This window comes from Nocardia niwae NBRC 108934 = DSM 45340 (genome assembly GCF_001613465.1).
Classification (GTDB): Bacteria; Actinomycetota; Actinomycetes; order Mycobacteriales; family Mycobacteriaceae; genus Nocardia; species Nocardia niwae.
Genome location: NZ_BDCK01000011.1, coordinates 52136 through 74154 on the forward strand (window position 1 = coordinate 52136; position 22019 = coordinate 74154).

30 protein-coding genes are annotated in these 22019 nt (G+C 68.9%); 9 read left to right on the forward strand and 21 right to left on the reverse strand.

Annotation, left to right across the window (positions count from 1 at the left end):
* Positions 1-48 precede the first annotated feature (48 nt).
* From NNI01S_RS03090 to NNI01S_RS03105, 4 genes are all read right to left on the reverse strand, one after another.
* On the reverse strand, positions 49-630 hold the full coding sequence (locus NNI01S_RS03090) for a Clp protease N-terminal domain-containing protein (protein WP_063017272.1): 582 nt from the start codon (positions 628-630) through the stop codon (positions 49-51).
* Positions 630-851, reverse strand: a complete 222-nt coding sequence (locus NNI01S_RS03095) for a helix-turn-helix domain-containing protein (RefSeq protein WP_063017273.1) — start codon at positions 849-851, stop codon at positions 630-632. Before NNI01S_RS03095 ends, NNI01S_RS03090 begins: the two co-directional genes overlap by 1 nt.
* Before the next feature lie 114 nt (positions 852-965).
* Complete coding sequence (gene cds1, locus NNI01S_RS03100; protein ID WP_063017275.1) at positions 966-2051, reverse strand: L-cysteine desulfhydrase Cds1; 1086 nt, start codon at positions 2049-2051, stop codon at positions 966-968.
* Positions 2048-2410, reverse strand: a complete 363-nt coding sequence (locus tag NNI01S_RS03105; RefSeq protein ID WP_245675949.1) for a DUF4229 domain-containing protein — start codon at positions 2408-2410, stop codon at positions 2048-2050. Before NNI01S_RS03105 ends, cds1 begins: the two co-directional genes overlap by 4 nt.
* Positions 2411-2594: 184 nt before the next feature.
* On the opposite strand from NNI01S_RS03105, the gene NNI01S_RS03110 reads away from it, so the two are divergent.
* Together NNI01S_RS03110 and NNI01S_RS33205 are read left to right on the forward strand one after the other, a co-directional pair.
* Positions 2595-2804, forward strand: coding sequence for a BldC family transcriptional regulator (locus tag NNI01S_RS03110; protein ID WP_040783886.1), 210 nt, complete (start codon positions 2595-2597; stop codon positions 2802-2804).
* A 118-nt stretch (positions 2805-2922) separates the two neighbouring features.
* On the forward strand, positions 2923-3129 hold the full coding sequence (locus NNI01S_RS33205) for a hypothetical protein (protein WP_084488442.1): 207 nt from the start codon (positions 2923-2925) through the stop codon (positions 3127-3129).
* A gap of 189 nt (positions 3130-3318) precedes the next feature.
* Here the strand turns inward: NNI01S_RS33205 and NNI01S_RS03115 are convergent, their stop codons facing one another.
* The gene (locus NNI01S_RS03115; protein ID WP_063017277.1) at positions 3319-3927 is read right to left on the reverse strand and encodes a DUF8020 domain-containing protein; all 609 of its coding nucleotides are present in this window, start codon (positions 3925-3927) and stop codon (positions 3319-3321) included.
* Between the two features lie 309 nt (positions 3928-4236).
* Between NNI01S_RS03115 and lppU the strand changes: the two genes are divergently transcribed.
* Both lppU and NNI01S_RS33210 read left to right on the forward strand, forming a co-directional pair.
* Positions 4237-4884, forward strand: a complete 648-nt coding sequence (lppU, locus tag NNI01S_RS03120; protein WP_063017279.1) for an LppU family putative lipoprotein — start codon at positions 4237-4239, stop codon at positions 4882-4884.
* Between the two features lie 424 nt (positions 4885-5308).
* Positions 5309-5746 (forward strand): helix-turn-helix domain-containing protein, encoded by a 438-nt coding sequence (locus NNI01S_RS33210; protein ID WP_084488403.1) that lies wholly within the window; start codon positions 5309-5311, stop codon positions 5744-5746.
* A gap of 286 nt (positions 5747-6032) precedes the next feature.
* On the opposite strand, the gene NNI01S_RS03125 is transcribed toward NNI01S_RS33210, so the two are convergent.
* Positions 6033-7142 (reverse strand): FAD-dependent oxidoreductase, encoded by a 1110-nt coding sequence (locus NNI01S_RS03125; RefSeq protein WP_063017281.1) that lies wholly within the window; start codon positions 7140-7142, stop codon positions 6033-6035.
* A gap of 68 nt (positions 7143-7210) precedes the next feature.
* Between NNI01S_RS03125 and NNI01S_RS03130 the strand changes: the two genes are divergently transcribed.
* Positions 7211-7891 carry a TetR/AcrR family transcriptional regulator gene (locus NNI01S_RS03130; RefSeq protein ID WP_063017283.1) on the forward strand — a complete coding sequence of 227 codons (681 nt, stop codon included), beginning with the start codon at positions 7211-7213 and terminating at the stop codon, positions 7889-7891.
* Positions 7892-7920: 29 nt separating this feature from the next.
* Here the strand turns inward: NNI01S_RS03130 and NNI01S_RS03135 are convergent, their stop codons facing one another.
* From NNI01S_RS03135 to hemL, 9 genes are all read right to left on the reverse strand, one after another.
* Positions 7921-8172 carry a hypothetical protein gene (locus NNI01S_RS03135; RefSeq protein WP_063017285.1) on the reverse strand — a complete coding sequence of 84 codons (252 nt, stop codon included), beginning with the start codon at positions 8170-8172 and terminating at the stop codon, positions 7921-7923.
* 73 nt (positions 8173-8245) lie between these two features.
* A complete protein-coding gene (locus tag NNI01S_RS03140; RefSeq protein WP_063017287.1) occupies positions 8246-8899 on the reverse strand; it encodes a Uma2 family endonuclease in 654 nt (217 codons plus the stop codon).
* 39 nt (positions 8900-8938) lie between these two features.
* A complete protein-coding gene (gene ccsB / locus NNI01S_RS03145) occupies positions 8939-9904 on the reverse strand; it encodes a c-type cytochrome biogenesis protein CcsB (RefSeq protein WP_063017289.1) in 966 nt (321 codons plus the stop codon).
* A gap of 2 nt (positions 9905-9906) precedes the next feature.
* Entirely contained in the window at positions 9907-11553 is a 1647-nt protein-coding gene (gene resB, locus NNI01S_RS03150) for a cytochrome c biogenesis protein ResB (protein ID WP_157114568.1), read from the reverse strand.
* Positions 11550-12386: a cytochrome c biogenesis CcdA family protein gene (locus tag NNI01S_RS03155; RefSeq protein ID WP_063017291.1), complete on the reverse strand. Its 837-nt coding sequence runs from the start codon at positions 12384-12386 to the stop codon at positions 11550-11552. The genes resB and NNI01S_RS03155 overlap by 4 nt, the downstream gene beginning before the upstream one ends.
* A 40-nt stretch (positions 12387-12426) precedes the next feature.
* Positions 12427-12672: a hypothetical protein gene (locus NNI01S_RS03160; RefSeq protein WP_063017293.1), complete on the reverse strand. Its 246-nt coding sequence runs from the start codon at positions 12670-12672 to the stop codon at positions 12427-12429.
* Positions 12669-13310, reverse strand: coding sequence for a TlpA disulfide reductase family protein (locus NNI01S_RS03165; protein ID WP_063017295.1), 642 nt, complete (start codon positions 13308-13310; stop codon positions 12669-12671). The genes NNI01S_RS03160 and NNI01S_RS03165 overlap by 4 nt, the downstream gene beginning before the upstream one ends.
* Positions 13307-13972 carry a histidine phosphatase family protein gene (locus NNI01S_RS03170; RefSeq protein WP_063017500.1) on the reverse strand — a complete coding sequence of 222 codons (666 nt, stop codon included), beginning with the start codon at positions 13970-13972 and terminating at the stop codon, positions 13307-13309. The genes NNI01S_RS03165 and NNI01S_RS03170 overlap by 4 nt, the downstream gene beginning before the upstream one ends.
* A 332-nt stretch (positions 13973-14304) precedes the next feature.
* Positions 14305-15624, reverse strand: coding sequence for a glutamate-1-semialdehyde 2,1-aminomutase (gene hemL / locus NNI01S_RS03175; protein WP_435825096.1), 1320 nt, complete (start codon positions 15622-15624; stop codon positions 14305-14307).
* 192 nt (positions 15625-15816) lie between these two features.
* Between hemL and NNI01S_RS03180 the strand changes: the two genes are divergently transcribed.
* On the forward strand, positions 15817-16203 hold the full coding sequence (locus NNI01S_RS03180) for a hypothetical protein (protein WP_063017299.1): 387 nt from the start codon (positions 15817-15819) through the stop codon (positions 16201-16203).
* A 16-nt stretch (positions 16204-16219) separates the two neighbouring features.
* Here the strand turns inward: NNI01S_RS03180 and NNI01S_RS03185 are convergent, their stop codons facing one another.
* The 6 genes from NNI01S_RS03185 to hemB form a co-directional block, all read right to left on the reverse strand.
* Entirely contained in the window at positions 16220-16441 is a 222-nt protein-coding gene (locus NNI01S_RS03185) for a hypothetical protein (RefSeq protein ID WP_157114569.1), read from the reverse strand.
* A gap of 169 nt (positions 16442-16610) precedes the next feature.
* Positions 16611-16841 carry a hypothetical protein gene (locus NNI01S_RS03190; protein ID WP_157114570.1) on the reverse strand — a complete coding sequence of 77 codons (231 nt, stop codon included), beginning with the start codon at positions 16839-16841 and terminating at the stop codon, positions 16611-16613.
* 57 nt (positions 16842-16898) lie between these two features.
* The gene (locus NNI01S_RS03195) at positions 16899-17159 is read right to left on the reverse strand and encodes a hypothetical protein (protein ID WP_063017305.1); all 261 of its coding nucleotides are present in this window, start codon (positions 17157-17159) and stop codon (positions 16899-16901) included.
* Positions 17156-17638 (reverse strand): transport-regulating membrane protein Mce1N, encoded by a 483-nt coding sequence (gene mce1N, locus NNI01S_RS03200; protein WP_063017307.1) that lies wholly within the window; start codon positions 17636-17638, stop codon positions 17156-17158. The genes NNI01S_RS03195 and mce1N overlap by 4 nt, the downstream gene beginning before the upstream one ends.
* Positions 17639-17962: 324 nt before the next feature.
* Positions 17963-18478: a hypothetical protein gene (locus NNI01S_RS03205; RefSeq protein WP_063017309.1), complete on the reverse strand. Its 516-nt coding sequence runs from the start codon at positions 18476-18478 to the stop codon at positions 17963-17965.
* A gap of 5 nt (positions 18479-18483) precedes the next feature.
* The gene (gene hemB, locus NNI01S_RS03210) at positions 18484-19461 is read right to left on the reverse strand and encodes a porphobilinogen synthase (protein ID WP_063017311.1); all 978 of its coding nucleotides are present in this window, start codon (positions 19459-19461) and stop codon (positions 18484-18486) included.
* 182 nt (positions 19462-19643) lie between these two features.
* Between hemB and NNI01S_RS03215 the strand changes: the two genes are divergently transcribed.
* From NNI01S_RS03215 to NNI01S_RS03225, 3 genes are all read left to right on the forward strand, one after another.
* Positions 19644-20429, forward strand: a complete 786-nt coding sequence (locus tag NNI01S_RS03215) for a hypothetical protein (protein ID WP_063017313.1) — start codon at positions 19644-19646, stop codon at positions 20427-20429.
* 45 nt (positions 20430-20474) lie between these two features.
* On the forward strand, positions 20475-21284 hold the full coding sequence (locus NNI01S_RS03220) for a tetratricopeptide repeat protein (protein WP_063017315.1): 810 nt from the start codon (positions 20475-20477) through the stop codon (positions 21282-21284).
* Positions 21285-21409: 125 nt separating this feature from the next.
* The gene (locus NNI01S_RS03225; RefSeq protein WP_157114571.1) at positions 21410-21682 is read left to right on the forward strand and encodes a hypothetical protein; all 273 of its coding nucleotides are present in this window, start codon (positions 21410-21412) and stop codon (positions 21680-21682) included.
* The last annotated feature ends 337 nt before the right edge of the window (positions 21683-22019 follow it).

Sequence of the window (22019 nt, forward strand, 5' to 3'; positions counted from 1 at the left end):
ACACGCGCCGCTGGAAAACCCGAACTCCGGCAGCGCATGTCCACCGGCTCAAGCCGCACGGTCGAGCAGGGCGTGCACTTTGGGGCGCAACTCGTGGATCGCGTCGGGTCCACCGAACAGGCGCACCGTCGTCTGGTTGGGGGCACGCAGGATGCCGAGCAGCATGTGCCCGGATTCGATGGTCTTGTCCTTGCGTCCCACCGCCTCCCGCAGCGAGAGTTCGATGACCTTCTTGGCTTCCTTGGTGAAGGGAATGTGCCCGTAGTACCCACCGCGCCCCCAGGGGATGAGCCCCCGTCGCGGGTCCGGTGCGGCGCGGTCGAGGGCGTCCTCGCCGAAATGCGCTTCCAGCGATTCCCGGACGGCATCCAGATCGATGCCGATGGATCGCAAGGCCTCGGCGTCCTCGGGGCCGAGCGGCACGCCGTTGCCCTGTTCGGCCAGCGCGCGGCGCACGCCGTCGCGAGTGAGTCCCGCCTCCGCGAGCAGGGCCGTCAACGCCGGCTCGGCCTGCGCGAGCAATCCGAGCAGCACGTGCTCGACCTCGATGTTCGAGGCGCGGAGTTCGCGTGCGTCCTCCTGGGCGATGACGATCGCAGTGCGCGCCGACCTGCTGAACCGTTCGAACATCAGTGGCCCCTGCCTTTCCGGTTGTACTTCTGGTGGACTGCCTGCTTGCTGACCTCGAGCGCTTCCGCGATCGCCTGCCAGGACCAGCCCTGGGCACGGGCGTTGGCCACCTGGATCGCTTCGAGGCGTTCGAGCAGCCTGCGTAGGGCGAGCACCGCGCGCAGCCCGACCTTGGGATCGGGGCTGCCCGCGGCGGCCGCGAGTGTGGTCGCTTCCGTCATGTCGTCAATTTTGATTGACGCCAGGGCATGGTGTCAACAAAAATTGACGACAGCGGGCGCGACAGGACCCCGTTCCGCTTCCAGCGAACAGCACCTCCGCGAGGCGCGAACCGATCAGGCGTCCCAGATCCCGGTTGCCACGAATTTCTCCAGGACCGCTGTCGGCGCGGCGAGATCCAACCCCTGGCGGGCGACCCACTCGTCATCGAAATACGTTCCGGCATAACGATCCCCGCCGTCACACAGCAGGGTGACGACACTGCCGCCGCGGCCTTCGGCGAGCATCTCGGCGATCAGGGCGAAGACGCCCCACAGGTTGGTCCCGGTTGATCCGCCGACCCGGCGGCCGAGCCGCGCGCTGGCGAACCTGGCCGCCGCGATGGACGCCGCGTCGGGCACCTCGAACATGCGGTCCACCACCTGGCCGACGAACGAGGGCTCCACGCGCGGACGGCCGATGCCCTCGATCCGGGAGGGCATTCCGGTCTGATAAGCCGCGTCCCCGGTCTCGTAACCGCCATAGAAAGCGGAGTTCTCCGGATCGACCACGGCGAGCTTCGTCGCGTGCCTGCGGTAGCGGATGTAGCGGCCGATCGTGGCGCTGGTGCCGCCCGTGCCCGCCCCCACCACGATCCATTCCGGCACCGGGTTGGTCTCCAACGCCAGCTGCTGGAAGATCGACTCGGCGATGTTGTTGTTGCCGCGCCAGTCGGTGGCGCGCTCGGCGTGGGTGAACTGGTCCATGTAGTGACCGCCGCACTCGGCCGCCAGCCGCGCCGCCTCGGTGTACATGTCCGGCGGGCGCCGCACGAAATGACAGCGTCCGCCCTGCGCCTCGATCAGCGCGACCTTCTGCGGAGACGTGCTCGCTGGCATCACCGCGACGAAGTCCAGGCCGAGCAGCTTGGCGAAGTAGGCCTCGCTGACCGCGGTCGAACCGGAGGACGCCTCCACCACGGTCGTCCCCTCGGTGACCCAGCCGTTGCAGATCGCGTACAGGAACAGCGAGCGGGCCAGGCGGTGCTTGAGGCTGCCGGTGATGTGCGTGGACTCGTCCTTGAGATAGAGCTGGACGTTCCACTCGACCGGCAGCGGATAGCGCAGCAGATGGGTGTCCGCGCTGCGCTGGGCGTCGGCGTCGATCAGCCGCACCGCGTTGTCGACCCAGTCCCGCGGTGCGGTGTGATCACAGGACTTCACGAAGACGTCCCCGCCTCCGGCGGAGTGGGCGGCTCGTCGCCGCGTAACCGCGCCCGTAGCTCGGCCTTGTCCCGCCGCCTGCGCTCGTCGACCAGGGCGATGTCCTCGTTCACCTTGGCCCGCAGCCGCTTGAACAGGGCCAGCGACAGCGGCATCGCGATGATCAATGCGAACAGGGCCGCGACCACCAAGGGGATGTCCACCGACACCAGCCGCGCGGCCAGCACGATCACCGCGGTGAGCACTACCACGAGACCCAACCTGGCGACGGTGTAGAGGGCCAGATTGCGGGCCAGCCGACGACCTGCGCCAGCCGTTTGCTGTCCGGAAGCACCTTTTGGTGGAGTTGCGTCACGCACATCCCTCAGCCTATGCGAAGCTGTTGCCCGTCCCCGGTGCACGCCCAAAGCCGGGGGTGGGGCGCACATCCGTTTTGTCTATTACCTCCCCTTTACCAACTGTAGGTGGTTCGAGTACCTAGGGGTTTCAGTGCGACGATGGCGCCATCTGATGAGGGAACTGTCGAGAACGGAGAGGTTTGCTATGACTGCGATCACCGTCGGCGGCCAGGACACCCTGCTGACTCCGGGCCAGGTTGCTGCCCTGTTCCACGTCGACCCCAAGACCGTGACGCGCTGGGCCCACGCCGGGCGCCTCGGGTCGCTGCGCACACCGGGCGGACATCGCCGGTTTCGCGAATCGGAAGTACTCCAGCTGCTCAAGTCGCTGACCACCGAGGCGACCGCACGCTGATCGCAGGGCACGCGGGCCCGTCGTGCTCGGGTCCGCGCTCGCCCGCAGACCATTTTCTGCGTCTGCGGTGTGCGGGAGTCACGTCCGCGGCTACCCTCGTAATCAGGAGGTGAGCGACGTGACGTACTTGTTGGCACTCATCGCGGTGGTGGCAATAGCGGTGTTGTGCTGGAAGGCGTTCGGCCCCGAGCGGACTGGACCCACTGCACCGCAGACGCGTTCACCACAGCGCAAGCGCGTCATCGGACCCGACGACGACCCGGAGTTCCTCTGGCGACTATCTCGCCAGCACCGCGACGGCGAGTCCGGTTCCACCGAGCGCTGACCGTTTCGCTCCACCCGCGCGATAGCACGCGTCCGGCGATATCCGGCGTTCGCGCGTTCTCTTCGCTCCGCGCATCAGCCATGGCGGCGTCCCGAGCTCTCCGTCGGGCGCCACGGCGATCGGCTGACCGGTCCGGACGCGGCAGGCGCGCTGCGGTGCGCCTGCCGCATCCGGCCCGTGCGATACCGATCAGGGTTCGCCGTTGACGACCGCCATCAGCGCGTCGGTGAACGGCTGCCCGCCCTGGATGGCTCCGCCCGCGATCGCGCCGACGACCAGGCCGATCGGGCCGGTGATGATGCTGAAGAAACCGAGACCGATCAGGGCCCCGAGCAGGCCGCCGACCAGCGCGCCCGCGACCACGCCGACGACGTTCTGGTTGAGCTCGGCGATGAGCCGGTTCATCGAGCTGATCGGCTGCATCTCGCCGATCTCCTTGGCGCCCGCCACCGGGGTGAGCGCGAGACGCCGTCCACTGTCGCTGATTTCGTGCGCGACCGACAGCTTGCTGCCGGAAACCTGGAAGCTCAGCGGCACTTCGGCGACCACGGCCCCGGTATCGGAGGTCAGCTTGATCTTGGTGCCGTCGTCGACCACCGCGAAGGTGCCGTGCTCGACGGCGGTGGTGATGGCTCCGGTCTCACGGGAGACCGTGGTGTGGTAGTCGACTCCCTGCTCGACACCGGTCGTCGTGATCTCACGCTCCGGTTCTATGGGTTTCGCGTTCGCGGCCCCCGCTGTGATGCCCACTGCGGCAACCGCACCGAGCGTAATGGCGGCAATAGTGCCGAACTTCATTCTGGAATTCCTTCTCACCGAGACACCCGGCTCCGGAGGCCGGATGGCGTGTGACTGTACCGCGCCCGTGACTTGTTTCCAGACCTGGCGGTCGGCACACATGATCACCGAGTTCGTTATCCGATCGTGATCACTGCTGCCCCGGATGCGAAGACGCAGGTGAATTGCCAGGACGGATCGCTCCCCTGGGAAGCAAAACTCGACGCGGACGCGCCGCGTAGTGTAAGCATGGCGGGGTCTTCAATCCGCAAGATTCACAACTTCGGGTCGCTAGGTGGGTTCGAAGGTTCAGAGCTCTGGAGGACGTACGTGTCGCGCCAACGTGTCCGCGCCGGTATCACCCTGGCCGCCTTCATGGTCGGGACCGGACTGGCGGCCACTCTCGTGGTCGTCGCCGCGCTATCGATGTCCGGCCCCGCCGAGGAGCCGGCCGCAGCCGCTCAGACCGCCACCGCGCGAACCACATCGACGCCCCCGCCCACCACCGAGGAACCGGTGCCGACCACCACGGAGGCACTGCCGACCACGTCGGCGCTGCGCGGCGCGTCGAACAAGAGCGCCACCAGCCTGCAGGTGAACATCGGCGACTGCGTGCAGCTCGGCGGCGCGGGCGCGATCGACAAAACCGCTTGTGGCAGCCCGAACTCGGTCTACAAGGTCGTCGAGAAGGCACCGGCCAACGCCACCTGCCCCACCGACGCCGACCACACCTACAACGAAACCCTGCACGGCGCGACGGCGGCCGCGCTGTGCCTGGACATCGACTGGGTCGTCGGCGGCTGCATGGAATTGACCCCCGGCAGCCCCAAGCGCCTCGACTGCGCCGCCCACACGCCGGGCGCGGTCCGCGTGATCGACATCAAGCAGAACACCGTCGACGTGAACGCCTGCGGCTCGGCCGACAGCGGAATCGTCTACCAGCAGCGGCATTTCGTAGTCTGCGTCGCGCGGCTGTAGGCACGCCCCCTCGCCCGTAGCGCAGTCCGTCATCCCGTGACGCCTGCGCATTAACAGACATGCGAAGTCTTGTGTCCCGTAATACCCGAGACTCGAAGCATTATTGGTTCTGCCGGTGGATGTTTAGGCGTGTTGCCAACTCGCACGTTGCGGGCTTGCGCGTAATCGAAGACCGAAGGCGGTCTCGCACAATTTGGTTCGAAAGTCTGAAAAGGTTTCCCTCCAAATTCTCGGACATCGGGTAGCAATAAAAACCCTACTATTCCGGGATAACACTCGCCCCCTACTCGGCAGAGTGCGGCGCGCAGTGCCGACCCCTCGGCACCACACTGCTTGCCGCTGTGTCAGCGACAGCTGTCGCCGGATTTCTGCTCCCGTAGAGCCGAACCTGACGGAGAATGAGGCAGTCCCGTAGCCTCGGGCCATGGGCACAGATCTGGGGGACCGCTTGCGATCTGTTCGCAAGCGGAGCGGTCTGACGCAACGTGACCTCGCACGAGATTCAGGGGTGTCACTGTCCCTGATTCGCAAGATCGAACAAGGCGAGCGCGACGACACCCGAATACAGACGCTTCGGCGACTGGCCGTGGCGATGAGCTGTCCGCTTTCTGCGCTGCTCGGTCCCAACCCGCACCGGCCCGAAGGTGAAAGCGGCGGTCTTTGGCTCCGGACTCGACAGGCGCTCGAACCTGTAGCGAACGAGCAGGCAGCCGAAATCCCCTCCGACCGAAGCATGAACGAGTCGCTTGTTGCCGCGGTGAAGCTCTACCACGACAACGAGTACGGCCAGTTGAGCCGCGTGCTTCCCCGCCTGATACAGGATGGATGGTCCGCGTCACCGCTCTTTTCGCAGCCTGCCTGACCGCCGCGTTGATCTTCGTCCAAGACTGGAACGCTCGCCACCGCCCCGGCGCGGTAACCGTCCTCCCCGGCGACCCGACCGGCCTCCCCCGCCTCCCCAACGAACGCCTCTACCTGGTGTCCTGACCCACGGAACCCACAACTGTGCGCCCGGATGGATGCGACGCCAGGCGGTTTGCGCACACAAGGGCCTCAGCGCATGCCCTCGAGCGGAGTCACGCATCTGAAAACCGCAAAGTGATCGCGTCGGCTGGACGACCGGCGGGCCGACCGTCGCCGGTCGCGTTTCAGCTCGGCTGGAAGAACGCGAGCATTCTCCGGCCGGCGTCCGGCGACATCAGGATTTCCTGTATGCCCGCGGACATCCGAGCGGCGGCACTGGTGCGTTCGAACATCTCACGTTCGTATTCCGCGACGGCGGAGGGAAAGTCGTCCGGGTGCTCGGCCAGCGCGAGACCGAGCAGGGCGCCGTCGAGCAGCGCCATGTTGGCGCCCTCTCCCACCGGCGGCATCAGGTGGGCGGCATCGCCGAGCAGAGTGACGCCTGGCGTCGACGGCCAGGTCAGGCCGGTCGGGAGAGTGGTGATCGACCGCGGCGCGACCGTGTCGTCGCAGGCGGCGATCAGCGCGGTGAACCGTGAGTGCCAGCCGGGGAGCAGGTCGATCAGCCGCTCCCGGGCGGCGGCCGGGTCGTCGAACGGGATCCCGCTGGTTTCGATCCAGTCTTCGGCGGTGTTGTAGAAGCTGAGGCCGATGCGAACGCGGCCGTCGCCGTTGCGCTGCGCCGCCAGGGATATTCCGTTGCCGAGTACCCAGTAGTTGCCGCGCCCGACCATCGCCGCGAGATCGGGGTGGGTGCGGTCGATGTCGGGGATGCCGAGTTCTACTACGTTCTGGCCGATATGCGCCGGGCGGGCGTCGGTGAGCAGCGCGCGGACCCGCGATTGCGCGCCGTCCGCGCCGACCAGCAGGTCGTAGGTCGCGCTGCCGCCATTGGTGAAGTGCAGCAGGCCGTTGTCGGCGCGTTCGAACGCGTGCCCCCAGCGCACCGTGCGTTCGGGGAGGGAATCCAGCAGCAGATTGCGGAGATCGGCGCGGTCGACCTCGGGGCGATCGAGTGGGGCGTCGTCGGGCGTGTCCTCCTGGAGCAGGAGGGTGCCGTCCGGCTCGAGAAGACGCATGTCCTGGCCTTCGCCGCGAGCGATCGCGTAGAACTGGTCGATCAGGCCGGCCTCGCGCAGCGCCCGCTGACCGGAGTGGATGTCGAGCATGCCGCCCTGACCGCGCGCGTCGCGTGACGCGTCGCGTTCGTACACGACGGAGTCGATGCCATTCCTGTGCAGCACCCGTGCGAGAGCCAGGCCGCCGAGTCCCGCTCCAATGATGGTGATAGTCATGATCGTCCTTCAATACACTGTATTACCTAGATACAGTGTATTGAAACGTGCGATGTATTGTCAGCGCCATGTTGGTATGGGAGCGGCCGGAGCCACCGCCTCGACCGGTGCCGGCCCCGCTGAGCCGGGAGCGGATCGTACGAGCGGCGATCCGGCTGGCCGACGCGGACGGTCTGGAAGCGGTGTCGCTGCGCAAGGTCGCGGCCGCGCTTGACGTCGGGCCGATGCGGCTGTACGGCTACATCGCCACCAAGGACGAGTTGCTCGACCTGATGGTCGATGCGGTCTACGCCGAGATCCGGCCTGCCGGAGACGGTTGGCGGGAGGTGCTGCGCTCCCTTGCCGAAACCACCCGAGAAGCCGCTCACCAGCACGAATGGTTCGCCGACCTGCTCGGCGGACGGCCCCAGCTCGGGCCGCACGCGCTGGCCAGGGGTGAAGCCGTGGTGTCCGCACTGGGCGGTGTCGACGTGGACATCGTCATGCCGGTGGTCGCCGCGGTCGATGCGTACGTGATCGGTGCGGTACGCCGGGAGATCGCCGAGCGGCGCGCCGAGCGAGCCACCGGAATGGACGAGAAGCAGTGGCAGGCATCCTTCGGCCCTTACCTGACTCGCACCTTCGCCACCGGCCGATTCCCCGCGCTGGCTACGGTCATCCGCGACGGGGCCCACCCGGACGCCGACCAAACCTTCCAGATCGGTCTCGCCTTCCTGCTCAACGGCATCGAGGCCCACCTCTCGAGCTGACGCGCGTGCAAGATGCGGCACTCCGGGGCTCATCGTCCGTGCGGCACGACTGCTGATTCCGTCTGCATCACAACGACGTCGGCACCCGGGGATCTGATGCCCGACCTGGTGAATCCCCTTGTGCCCATGCAGAAGCCGATCGGATGCAGGTCCGTCCATGCCTGCTGAAACTCGAAGGCCACCGACAGCTGCTCGAAGATCGCCAGCGGGACCTGGCGTACTTCTTCACCGGGCAACCGCACTTGCACCGAGGCGCTCGAGAGGAGGTACTCGAGAGGCATCCATCGGTACAGCTATCCTGCCCGATAAGGAGCGACCCGCATGGATGGAGTGTGATCACGGCGAACGCATGCGTCAGTATTCGAGTTCGGTCCACGGGATGCTGAGCGGGAAGGGGAAGTCGAACTCGATCCCATCCGGGTTCTCGTCGGTCCACTCGGCGGCGAGGATGTAGTTGGCCGCGCGCAGTGGGTGGACCCCCTCCGGCAGCTGCGCATGGCCGATGTCCAGACCATAAGCGCGGACGGTGGCGATCGCGCTGACCTCACGGGCCAACGTCACTTCCCAGTACCACGGGATCCCGGCGCTGGCGTAGCGTCCTTTTTCGGCTTCGATGTCGGTCTGTGTGTTGGACGGGGACAAGACTTCGCCGACCAGCACGACATCATTCCCCCGCACGTCCTGATAAGGGGATTCGAGGCAGCGGTGGACAAGGAAGTCCGGTGTCAGGAAGTTGGACTTCCCGGTGCGGCCCAAGAACACGTTGGTTTCGAAGTTGACCCGCCAGCAGTGTTCCGGCTCGTCGGACATCGACTTTCGCGCGCACCGCTCGAGCGAGTTCGTCAGGCGACGCGTGAAGACCTGGTGTTCGCCGGGCCCCCGCCGTACCCAGACCACACGACCGTCCCACAACTCGATCTGTTCCGCGATCTCCTCGGGAAGTCGCTGCAACTCCTCCCACGTCATCGACTCGGGAAGGTCCGGCCGCTCGATACGTGGCACCGACATGCCGCAATGGTAACGGCCGATGCAGGCGGTCAGGACGCCTTAATTCAACCCCGCGTACGAGTGCAACCCGCTGATCACCATGTTGATGATGAACAGGTTGAACAGCATCGCGACGAAGGCGGCGATGTTGATCCAGGCGGCCTTGGTGTCGCGCCAGCCGGAGGTGGCGCGGGCGTGCAGGTAGGCGGCGTAGAGGACCCAGGCGATGAAGGAGCAGGTCTCCTTCGGGTCCCAGCCCCAGAAGCGGCCCCAGGCGGCTTCGGCCCAGATCGCGCCGAGGATGACGCCCGCACCGAACAGGGGGAAGCCGATGATGGTGGCCTTGTAGGCGAGCCGGTCGAGGGTGCGCGCGTCGGGCAGGCGGCGGGCGATGGCGCCGAGGACGTTGGCGGACTCCTGGCCGTCCGGCTGGCGCAGGCGGTAGAGGAACAGCATGCTCGCCACACCGGCGAACAGGAACACGCCACTGCCGACGCTGACGATGGTCACGTGCACGGGCAGCCAGAACGACTTCAACGCGGGCACCACGGGCGCGGCGTCGGCGTAGAGCACCGTGCCCGCGAGGAACAGCAGGATCAACACCGGGACCAGCAGGAACGCCCACATCGCACGGTAGCGCTGCTCACGCAACAGCAGAATCCCGACCAGCACGGCGGCGGCCGTGGCCATGGTGACGAACTCGTACATGTTGCCCAGCGGGAAGCGGTGGGTCGCGAAGCCGCGCAACACGATCGCGCCGACGTGCAGCGCGATGGCGACCATCAGCACCGAGAACGCCATATTGCCCAGCCGCTCCGACAGCGGCCGCTGCGCGGGCTCGACGACCCGGCCGGGCCCCTGCGGTGTCGATCCGCCGCCCACGGTCACCAGTTCGCGCTCGCTGACCTGACGACTGCGGGCCGTCGCGTACTGCCAGATCAGCAGTACCAGCACCAGCGCGTACACCACGATCGCCGTCTTGAACGCGAAATCGCTGTACCTGGCGATGGTCTCGTCGATCGGCATGGTCACTCTCCCGTGGTCTCGGCGTGCTCGTCGAGCAGGCGGGCGCGCAGCCGATCGAACTCGCCGCCCCAGCCCGCCTGGTCGGTCCTGGCGAGCCCGCCCATCTCTACTACAGTGCGTCGTTGGTCAACGGTACCGGCCGCGTCCTCGGCCGGGTACACCCGCACCCAGATCCGGCGGCGCTTGATCAGCAGCGATACCAGCAGGCCCGCCATCATCAGCAGCGCACTCACCAGCACCCACTGCTGGGCGGGGTCGTGTGACACCTGGAGGTTCACGAACTCCTGCGCGCCGTCGAAGGTGACCTTGGTGCCGTTCGGCAGCGTGGCCGACTCGCCGGGACGGAGATTGACCCTGGCCTCCTTCGTCAGCCGGCCCTGCTTGACCTGCTCGGGGTCGAGGGCGAACAACGACTGCGGCTTCCCGGTGTCCAAGCCGGTGTCACCGCGATAGATGTCGACCGCGACGGCGGGATCATTCATCGCGGGGAAAGCCGAGCTCAGCAACGACCCGTGGAACATCGCCGTGGGCGCGAACAACCCCTCGATCGCGATCTGGTTCTTGCGGCGTTCCTCGTCGGTGGCGTACATGCCGCCGGGCGGGTCGATCCGCAGCACGCCGCTGGACAGGAATGTCGAGGCGTCGTCAGGACGCCACTGGATGGACTCGGTGCGGGCCTGGCCGTTCGGGAAGGTGACGGTGAAGGTCGGCGCGTAGCCGTGTCCTTGCAGGTAGAGCCGATCACCGGCAACCCGGAGCGGATGGTTGACCTGCACCTGGGTATCGCGCCACGAGTTCGTCCGCAGATCGTCGCCCGCCTGGTAGGCGAGGTTCGCGGTGAACATCTCGGCCTGCCCGTTGGTCAGGTAGTCGGCCCGGAAATCCTTCACCCGCACGCAGAGCGGGGTCATGCCGGTGCCGTCGTTGACGTTGCCCGCCTTGAACGAGTCGAACACCGCGGGCGAGGTGGTGCAGAAGCCGGGTCCGTTGTTCGCCAGGACGATGACGCTGCCCTCGTAGCCGAACAGCTTGCCCACGGCGATGGCGATCAGCAGGCCGACCAGCGCGAGATGGAAGACCAGGTTGCCGAGCTCGCGGGTGTAGCCCTTCTCCGCCGACAGGGCCAGTTCGCCTTCGCGGGGACCGGGGCGGACCTCGCTGCGCCAGCCGCGCAGTTGTGCGCGCGCGTGCTCGATCAGCTCCTGCGGCGACCGCTCGACCCGGCTCGCATAGTGATGCGGCAGCCTGGTCAGGTTGCGCGGCGCGCGCACCGGCGGAGTACGCAACGCGCGGTAGTGATCGAACGTGCGCGGCAGGATGCAACCGACCAGTGAGATGAACAGCAGCACGTAGACGGCCGTGAACCAGAAACTGGAGAACACGTCGAACAGCTCGAAGCGGTCCATCCAGGGGCCGAGCGTGGGCCGGTCGGCGATGTACTGCTCGACCTTCTGCTCGTTGAGATTGCGCTGCGGCAGCAGCGCACCGGGAATCGCGGCCAGCGCGAGCAGGAACAGCAGCACCAGAGCGGTGCGCATGCTCGTGAGCCCGCGCCAGGTGTTGCGCAGGAACGCCCACGCGCGTCCGGCGACGGATTGACGCGGCGGCCGTTCGGGGCTTTCGATCGCGGGGTGATCGGTCACGGTCATATCGGCAGGGTCACCTCGGAGACGAACGCGTCGCGCACCCAGGCGACGAACTGGTCCCACGCCCCGGTGACCAGCGCGGCGCCGACCGCGACGAGCAGCATGCCCCCGACGATCTGGATGGTGCGGGAATTACGGCGCAGCCAGCCCACACCCCGCAACGCGCTCGCCGACCCGAACGCCAGCACGACGAACGGCAGACCCAGCCCGAGGCAGTAGGCGACGATCAGCGCGACCCCGCGCACGGCCGTCGTCCCGTCGGTGCCCGCGGCCACCGCCATGACACCGGACAGCGTCGGGCCCAGACACGGTGTCCAGCCCAGCGCGAACACCCCGCCCAGCAGCGGTGCGCCAATGAGGCTGGTGAGCCTGCGCGGCTCCATCCTGGTGTCGCGCTGCAACGCGGGCACCAGGCCGATGAAGACCAGGCCCATCAGGATCGTCACCACGCCGCCGATGCGTTGCAGCAGTTCCCGATTCACGTTGAGGGTCTGGATGACGCCGAACACGGTCGCGGTCGCGAGCACGAAGACCACCGTGAAACCGGCGACGAACAAGCCCGCCGCGCCCGCGACCCGCATCCGTCCGGAGCGCAACCGCGGCGCGGCTACGCTCGCGCGTCCGGGACGGGTCCCAGCGGCCTCCGCGACGGTGGCGGGCGGCGCTTCGGCGCCGACCAGTCCGGCCAGGTAGGACAGGTACCCGGGCACGAGGGGCACCACGCACGGCGAGGCGAACGACACCAGACCAGCGAGCAGGCACGCGCCGAGGGCCAGCAGCAGCGGCCCGGAAGCCGCCGTCTGCTGGAAGGAATCACCGACGCCGGCGAGCACCATCACAGGTCCTCCCCGGTACACGGCGCGGTGCGCGCGAGGGTCACACCGAGTCCTCCCGCGTGTCCTCCGGCGATCGCCCGGCGCCACGGCCCGGCGCCACCGTCCGCTCGGTGGTCTCGGGTTCCTCGAACACGGCGAAGTCCAGCAGGGACTCCGCCGCGACGCTGCGCGGCACGGTGGCGATACCCGCCCACCGGTCGTCGACGGCCCATCCGCCGCCGATTCGTCGGGCGCCTTGCCGTGGCCGACAGGCACGCAGGTGGCGGGTACGGCGGTCGCGATTCACTGTTCTTCCTCCGCGGCGATACTTTCGATTACTGGCTGCAGATCCTCGGCGAGCAGGGACCGCAGGAAGACCGCGGCGACCCGGTGTTGCCGGTCGAGGACGAGAGTGGTGGGGATGACACTGGTGGGGAAATTCCCGCCGAGCGCCAAGAGCGTGCGCATCGACGGGTCGTAGATGGACGGGTAGCCGACCTTGTTGTCGACCACGAAATCTTGGGCCTTGTCCTGTTGCGGATCGCGGACGTTGATGCCGAGGAAGGCGACGCCTTTGTCCTTGGTCGCCTCGTAGACCTGCTCCAGGGCGGGCGCCTCGGCGCGGCACGGACCGCACCACTGCCCCCACAGGTTCAGCACCACGACCTTGCCCGCGTAGTCCTCGACCGACGTGGTCTTGCCCGCCGTCATCAGGTCCGGACCGGCCAGTTCGCCGATGGTCCCGCGCGCGGCGGGCGGGTCGTAGCGGATGTCGGTCTTGCCGCCGGGCGAGACGAATTCGAAGGTGCCGCCCGTGGCCACCGCGTCCGAACCGGTCGAACAACCCGCGAGCGCGGCGATCAGCGCCACGCACGCGAGCAGAACCGGCAGCACCCGCCCGGCGCGTGCCGAGGGCGGGAAGGGGAACGCGGTGCGGTGGATCATGCGCCGTGTACCGAGGGGTCCGAGCCGCCCGCGGGCTCGGAGTAGACGATGTCGACGAGCGTGTCGCCGTGGTAGACCAGCGAGGTCAGCGACGCGAGCGAGCACTGCCGGTGGCGCGGGTCGTGCCAGAGCCGCTGTCCCTGCAGGAACCGCCGCAGCGTCCACACCGGTAGCTGGTGGGAGACCAGCACCGCCTCCCGCCCGGCCGCTTCGACCCGGGCTTTGTTCACCGCCGCCAGCATGCGGTGCGCGATCTGCAGGTAGGGCTCGCCCCAGGACGGGGTGAAGGGATCGCGCAGCTTCCACCAGTGCCGCGGCTTGCGCAGCGCGCCGTCGCCGACGGAGACGCGCAGGCCCTCGAAAGTGTTGCCCGCTTCGATGAGGTTCTCGTCGGTGCGCACGATGACGTCGTGCTGCGCGGCGATCGGCTCGGCGGTCTCCTGGGCGCGCTGCAGCGGCGACGCGATGACCAGCGCGATGTCGTGATCGGCCAGGGTCCGCGCGACCGCGGCGGCCTGCGCGCGCCCCGCCACCGAGAGGCTGAAGCCGGGCAGGCGGCCGTAGAGGATGCCGTTGGGATTGTGCACCTCGCCGTGCCGCAGCACGTGCACGATCGTCTCGACGGGAGCCGTGCCGCCGTCATGCGCCCGTTCGCCGCCGATCCGGCTGTCGGCGGGCTCGACCGGGTCGGGCGCGGAGGTCTCGTTCGCGGCGGGGGCGGCCTCGCCGTCCTTGCGGGCCCGCGCGCTCGCGCCCGCGGCGGCGGCGAAGTGAGCGCCCGCGTCGACCAGCTTGGAGGCCACGGCCTCGATGGTCGCGGCCCCGGCGACGCTCGCGGCGGCGAACTGCTCGCCCGCGTCGATCACGGTCGCCTCCGCGACCGGGTCGATGACCGACGCGACAGCGGCCGCGCCGTTCGTCGCGGTCACGTCCGGCTCGGCGGACGGCTGGGCCGGCTCGCGCCGGTCGGCATCGGGCTGATCGAGGTCGGAGGTCACGCGCGGGATCCTTCGGGGGTGGCGGCCGCCGCCGCGTGCGCGGCGGCGGGCAGGGCGGCAGCGATACGGTCGAACGCGTCTTCGTCGAGCGCCGCGGAAACGAACCACGCTTCGAACGCGCTCGGCGGCGCGTACACGCCACCGTCGAGCAGGGCGTGGAAGAAGGCTGGGTAGCGCCACGTCTCGCTCGCCTTGGCGGCGGCGTAGTCGGTGACCGGGCGTTCGGCGAAGAACACGCTCACCATATTGCCCGCGAACTGGACTTGGTGCCCGACCCCCGCGGCGGTCAGCGCCGAGGAGAACAGCTCGCCGAGCCGTTGGGAGTTGCGGTCCAGCGCGGCATAGACCGCATCGTCGGCCGCGCGCAACGTGGCGAGGCCCGCGGCCACGGCGACCGGGTTACCGGACAGCGTCCCGGCCTGGTAGACCGGCCCGAGCGGCGCGAGATGGTTCATGATCTCGGCGCGTCCGCCGAACGCGGCCGCGGGCAGGCCGCCGCTCATCACCTTGCCGTAGGTGTAGAGGTCCCCCGCGACGCCCTCCCGGCCGAACCAGCCCGCGCTGCTGACCCGGAAACCGGTCATCACCTCGTCCATGATGAGCAGCGCACCGTGCTCGGCGGTCAGCGCGCGCAGGCCCGCGTTGAACCCCGGCAGCGGCGCGACCGCACCCATGTTGCCCGCGGCCGCCTCGGTGATCACGCAGGCGATCTCGCCGGGGTTCGCGGCGAACGCGGCGGCGACGGCGTCGAGGTCGTTGTAGGGCAGCACGATGGTGTCGGCCGCCTGCGCGCCCGTCACGCCCGGCGAGGTGGGCAGTCCGAGCGTGGCGACGCCGGAACCCGCGTCCGCGAGCAGCGCGTCCACGTGGCCGTGATAGCAGCCGGCGAACTTGATGATCTTGGTCCGCCCGGTGTAGCCGCGGGCCAGCCGGACCGCGCTCATGGTGGCCTCGGTGCCGGAGTTCACCAGCCGCACCCGCTGCACCGGCTCGACCCGCCGCACGATCTCCTCGGCGAGTTCGATCTCGGCCTCGGTCGGCGCGCCGAAGGACAGGCCACCGCTCGCCGCGCGGCGCACCGCATCGACGACCGCGGGGTGGGCGTGGCCGAGGATCATCGGCCCCCAGGAGCAGATCAGGTCCACGTACTCGTTTCCGTCGGCGTCGACGAGCGTGTAGCCGTCGGCCGAGGCGATGAATCGCGGTGTGCCGCCGACTGATCGAAATGCCCGCACCGGGGAGTTGACGCCACCCGGAATCACCGAACTCGCCCGGTCGAAGAGCTGAGCGGAAACCGGCACAGTTGCACTGGTCACGCGCGGAGAAGAACTCACGCGTTCCAGTCTCTCAGCACCGAAAAATCCGTTTGACGACAGGGTGTAGTGCAGTGATGCAGGCCGCAGCCGCCCGGCAACACGCCGAGGTGGGGTTAGCGCGGATTTCGATCGCTGAGCGGTTGCCGGTGCGTAGTCTCAGCTCACATTCGTCCACCATCCGGGAGGGTCTGCATGCGGATTGCCATCGTCAGCGTGGGTGTGCTCGCCGTCGTCGCGGGAGCCGCTGTGGCACTCGGCGCCGGGTCCGCCGCCGCGCAGCCGCTCGATCAACTCGATGAGGCGCGGCTGGCCATCCCGCTGGACCACACGATGACCACCGCGCTGGCCGGCGGGCCGATTCCCGCCGTGGTCACCATGTTCGTCCCGCCCAACCGGATCGGCGCCGGGCTGAAGAGCGACTCCGAGATCTACCGCGACGACCGCGGCGCGGTGCACGCCACGCTGCGCCAAGTGGTGCTCGAGGCCGCAGGCCATCCGGATGGGACGGTCACCGTCTACCTGAACGCGCCCGGTACCCGCAACGGCCGTGTGCTGGACATCTACCAGCACTGGAACTGACCGGGCGCGCGGCCGGTCAGGCGTACATGCAGGGAACCTGGGCCGACATCGTGTGCAGGAAGCACATGAAGCCGTTGTAGGGGCCCGCGGAACCCGAATCCGGCACGAGGATCGGCGCGTCGACCGGGCTCGCGTCCTCCAACGGCAATCCCGGGGTCGCGCCCGCGGGCGCGGCTCCGATCCCGAGGGCGGCGGCCACGGCAAACGCGGCAAAGATCTTCACGGCGAACCGGTTCATCGAATACTTTCCTTCATCGACACGCATTTCGAACTACGGCCGAAATACTAACGGCCCCAGGGCCATTCCAGCCAAAGCGCGCGGTCGGCGACGTCGGGCACCTGGCGGCGCGCGGTTGCACGGTAACGCGTTCGCGCGCCGTACGCAGCGGTTCGCAGGCAATCCGTGGCTACGTGAGGCCCAGGCAGAACTTGGCGAACCCGGTGGTCACCAGGCACGCCAACGGCGTGGGCAGTGCGTGCAGCAACGGCGCGGGCGGAGTCGCCGCGAAAACCGGTGTCACCGGAACAGGTGTTCCCGGAACGGCTTCGGCGGACGCGGTGACCGGTACGGCCGCGGCCGCGCCGATCACACCGGCCGCCACCGCACCGAAAAGTGTTCGCTGGACAGTTGGTTTCATGTGCTGGGCATTCCCGCGCACCGCGCGGTCAAACGGCCACAAGCGGACTCGCGCCGATCAGCTCCCGGCCTCGCCGCCGCGCAGACCGCGCCCGAGCCGGGCCGCGGCGTCGATGGCCAGCACGCCGGCCATGGCGACCAGTACCGCGGCCAACAGCCACCAGGGTCCGGCGTAGCGGGTGGCGGTGAAACCCGGGGCGTCGCCGGACGGCGCGAAGTCGGTGGTGCGCACGCCCGCGTGCGCGCTCAGCGCCGCCCCGATCAGCGCGAGCACGAACAGATCCACTTCCACGAGCACCGCGACGATCCAGCGCCTCAACGGTCCACTCCGTCCGAACTGCGCTGGACGGCCTCGGTCAACGCCGTGCGCAGCGCCTTGTGGTCTCTGGCCCAGGCCTGCACCAAGCCGCCGTCGGCCAGCCGCAACCCGATGCCGGTGCGGCGGCGGGGCACGCCGGTCAGCTCACCCAGCGCCCTGGCCGACTCCCACTCCTCGTCGTCCCAGGAGTCCTCGTCGCGTTCGGGAAGGACCTCCGCGATCGAACTCACCGGCAGCGACTCCGCGCCCGAACGCAGCGTCTCCGTGGTCAACTCCACGCTGACGTGGCGCTTGCCCGCCACCACCTGCAGCGCAACGAAACCCGCGATCAGCGCGGCACAGAACACCAGGGCGAACCAGTGCACGTCGCCACCGGTGACGAGTTCGAGAACGAGAACGGCCAGGCACAGGATCGGCCCGTAGGCCACCGCACGCCACCGGGCACCCGGTTCGGAGAACAAGGCGGCCGCTGCGGTCACGCCGGGCCCCCCACGGCAGCGTGCTCCGACACGGCGGAAAGCGGAATCAGTGACTCGAGCCGGGCAGCAACAGCACGGCGACGGTCAACACAGCGAACAGAATCAGCAGGCTCAAGACGGCCAGATCTCGCCGAATGCTGTGCGGCTGCTGGATCACCACTCGCATCGTTGCCTCCGATCCTCCGGGGCCATTTGCCGAGTTCCCGCACGTAATCCACGACAACGGATGGCAAGTGACTACCGGTTCCCACGTCCACTGTGACAACCCTCACCATACATGCCGGAATGTCTGGGACAAATTGGCAACGTGTTCCATCGGCGCGCTCAGCGGCCGCCCGGCTGGAAGTAGGCGGTGGATTCGGGCCGGTGGGACAGATAGACGGCTCCGGCCGCGAGCACCGCCTGAACGATGGAAGCGCCACCCGCCACGAGCGAGGCCGCCCCGGTCACCGCGTCGATCGCCAGCAGCGCCCCGACGCCGATCACCACCACCCATGCGCCGATCACCGTCAGCAGGGTGCGCGCCCATGGCTTGCCGCGCCCGAACTGGTGCACGATCACCGATGCCAGCGCCGCCACGCCCAGCCCGAGCAGCACCACGACGATGTAGACCACCGACACCATCAGTTCGGCGCTGGCCATCGTGACCTGCGGATCCTGCACTCTGGCCTGCTCGAAGACCTCCTCGGCGAAGGTGTGCCGCTGATCCAGCGCGGCGAGGATCGAAGAGACCAGCTGCACGACGCCGAAGACGATGACGCCCCACCACAGCTGCCGCGCGGTACCGACGTCCTCCGGCATCGGGGGCCGGGCCGGACCCGCGGCGAACGGTTCCGCCATATTCGTCACGACAGCCAGTTCGCGGCCTCGGTCGCCCAATACGTGAGCACGATGTCCGCGCCGGCCCGGCGGATACTCACCAGCGACTCGAGGATCGCGCCCCGGCGATCGATCCAGCCGCGCTCGGCGGCGGCGGTGATCATCGCGTACTCACCGGAGATCTGGTAGGCGGCGACCGGGACCGTCGAGCGATCGGCGACCTCGCGCAGGATGTCCAGATACGACATCGCCGGTTTGACCATCACGATGTCCGCGCCCTCGGCCAGGTCGAGTTCCAGTTCGCGGATCGCCTCGCGGCGATTGGCCGGGTCCTGCTGATAGGTGCGCCGGTCGCCTTGCAGCGAGGAACCCACGGCCTCCCGGAACGGGCCGTAGAACGCCGAGGCGTATTTCGCCGAGTAGGCCAGAATGCCGGTGTCGATGCGCCCGGCCTCGTCCAGACCTTGCCGGATCGCGCCGACCTGGCCGTCCATCATGCCGCTGGTACCGAGCAGGTCGGCGCCCGCCTCGGCCTGTGCCAGCGCCATCTCGACGTAGCGGTCCAGCGTCGCGTCGTTGTCGACCGCTCCGTCGGCGTCCAGCACACCGCAGTGGCCGTGGTCGGTGAACTCGTCCAGGCAGGTGTCGGCCATGACGACGGTCGAGTCGCCCACCTCGTCGGCGAGCGCGCGCAGGCCCCGGTTGAGAATGCCGCGCGGGTCGCTGGCCGCGCTGCCGACGGCGTCCTTGTCCTCCGGACGCGGCACGCCGAACAGCATGATGCCGCCGACACCCGCGGTGACCGCCTCGACGGCTGTCTTGCGGAGCGAGTCCAGCGAGTGCTGCACCACGCCCGGCATGGAGCCGATCTGGCGCGGCTCCGCCAAGCCGTCGGCGACGAACATCGGTAGTGCCAATTGGCGTGGTTCGAGTGTTGTTTCGGCCACGAGTCGACGCATAGCCGGGGTACGGCGCAACCGCCGTGGGCGGTCCATTCCGGTCATGAATCGCACGATACGCCCGGTGCGATCCGATGTCGCGAGCGCCTGTGGCCTGCTCGCGGGCCCCGGTCCGTTACGTGGTGATCGGCCATGTCATCCGACTGATAACGGTGTGTGAAATCTCACCTGGTTCCGACTCCGAAGGCGCATACTCCGACTAGGGGCGAGACCCGCTGGGGGACAGCATGACCGATCCGCACATCGATATCTCGCTGGCCAGAGCCGCCGACTTCGAGTCGTGGGTGGCGGTCCTGCTGTCGGACTGGTGGCCCGTGCTGACCGACAACCTGCCCCCGCCCCCGTCGGTGCTGCGGATCTGGCGGGCCACCGACGCCACCGGGTGCAATTTCAGTGTGGAGTTCGTCGCACGGCAGTCGGCCGCGCCCGGCGTGATGCCCGGCGCGCACGTCGCCTTCGCCGCGCTCGGCATCCGTCCCGACGAGGCCGAGTGGGCGCGCAGCCGGGGGACGCACCTGGTCGGCGGCACCGAGGACGCCACCGTAGGGCTTCGATTCTCCGAGACCGCCCGCAGCGTCTTCCTGCGCCTGCAGAGCAGGCCGTGCCAGGTGATGCAACAGGCGGGCCGGATGCTGCGCCCCGGGGCGGAGATCAGTCTGCGGTTCCCCTGCACCACCTCGGGCCCGCTGGACGTGCGGGTGGCCCGCAACAGCGCCAGGCATCTGCTCGCCCAGCACAGCGCGCGGCACGCCACCCCCGCCGACCCCCTGCAGCTCGGACCGCCGCAACGGGTGGCCGACATCGGCTGGGCGTTCATCTTCCCGTGGTCGACCACGAGCTGGTACCTCGACGGCTCGGTGCCCACGCTCCCGCCGGGCGGCCGCGGGCCGATCGTGGTCGTCAAGGACACCGGGCACACCTGGCTGCTGGACAGCCTGCGCAACTACGACGAGCAGCTGACCGCGTACGCGCGCGCGAACGGGTACCGCGCCCCGCTCGAACAGGCGCGATGATGGACAGCGTGTTGTCCGCGGGATATCGCCAGGCCGGGTGCTGAGATGACCGACCCACCGAGCGAGGTCGAACTGCTCGCCATGCAGCGGCGCGCCGAGGCGCTCTGGGACGCCGGCGACGCGGCGGGCGCCGAACACTGGTTGCGCCGTGCCGCCGCCGGCGGCAGCCCGCCCGCCATGGGGATGCTCGGCGCGCTGCTCGGCGCGGACGGCCGGATCGGGGAGGGGATGCGCTGGCTGGAGACCGCCGCGGCGCGCGGCAACGAGGCGGCCGGGATACAGCTGGGGCTGCTCCACGTGGAGCGCGGGAATTTCGACGAGGCCGAGCACTGGCTGCGGCCCGCCGCCGAGCGTGGGTTGCCCGAAGCGCTGTGCAATATGGGCGTTCTCGCGAATCGGCGCGGTTGCGACGAGGAGGCCGAGCAGTGGTACGAGCGCGCGGTCCGTGCCGGAAACCCGACGGCCATGCGCAGTTTGGGCTTGCATCTGGCTCGCCGCGGCGAATTCGACCGCGCGATCGAACTGCTCACCGAGGCCGCGCGTCGCGGACGAACGGACGCGATGGCGGTGCTGGGCGCCTTGCATCTGGACCGCGGCCGGCACGTCGAGGGCGAGCAGTGGCTGCGTAAAGGCGCCGAAGCGGGGGACCCCGACTCGATGTTCCACCTGGCACTGCTGCTGCGCGCGTCGAACACGCCCTACGTGGCAGGGGATTTCGCCGATCCCGAGGTGCTGCGGACCGCCGCCGCCATCGCCACCGGCCGCACACCGGCACAACGGGAAGCCCGGCAGTGGCTCGAACGTGCGGCCGAACGGGGTCATCCGCAGGCGCTGCGGCTGTTGCACGATCTGTGACGCCGCTGCCCCTGGTGAGGCCCGAAAACCCTTGTGGCCAGCGAAGTTTGTCGGTCCCCCGAGGTAGAATCGAAGGTACGTTCGAGGGGGCTCGCCCGCCCCCGATCGCCACGGGAGGGATGCCAATGCGCACACCGCAAACCGTTCTCATCGATCGCCCCTACGCCCCGCTGCAGAAGCGTCCGCTGCCCGCGGGCCGCCCACGGGCCTGGTATGTCCTGCACAACCGGCGGCTGAAGGCGATGCGGCTGGCGATCGCGCTGCTCGACTCCGGCGTCTACGCACCGAGTTACGCCACGAACAAGCGGATCAGGCACACCGCCGAGGTGATCGGCATCCGGCCCCCCTCCGACGCCACCTGCTCCATGGTCCGCACCTTGATGCGCAGACGGTACTGAGAGCCGGCCCCCGTTCGGCTCGCGGTCGCGAAGCCGCCTCCGCGCGTGCCCCAGCGCGCATTCGCGACCGCGAACGAACGGAAGGGCGGCGCCATCACTGGGCCGATATACCCGGATCAGAGCCCCCGGACAGCATGGGGGCGGTGGCCAAGGGAAATCCGGCCGCGCGACCCTGAGAGGCGCCCCTGGACGCAACGGTCGCCCGCGACGCGCCCAGCGCACCCCGACCACCGGTTTCCAGCGCAAGCGAAACCGAACATCCGCCGTTCGCGGCCCGGATCGCGTCTGCGCGGCCGCCGCGTACCCGAAGCGGCGGTCGCGCGAACCGGAGCCAAAC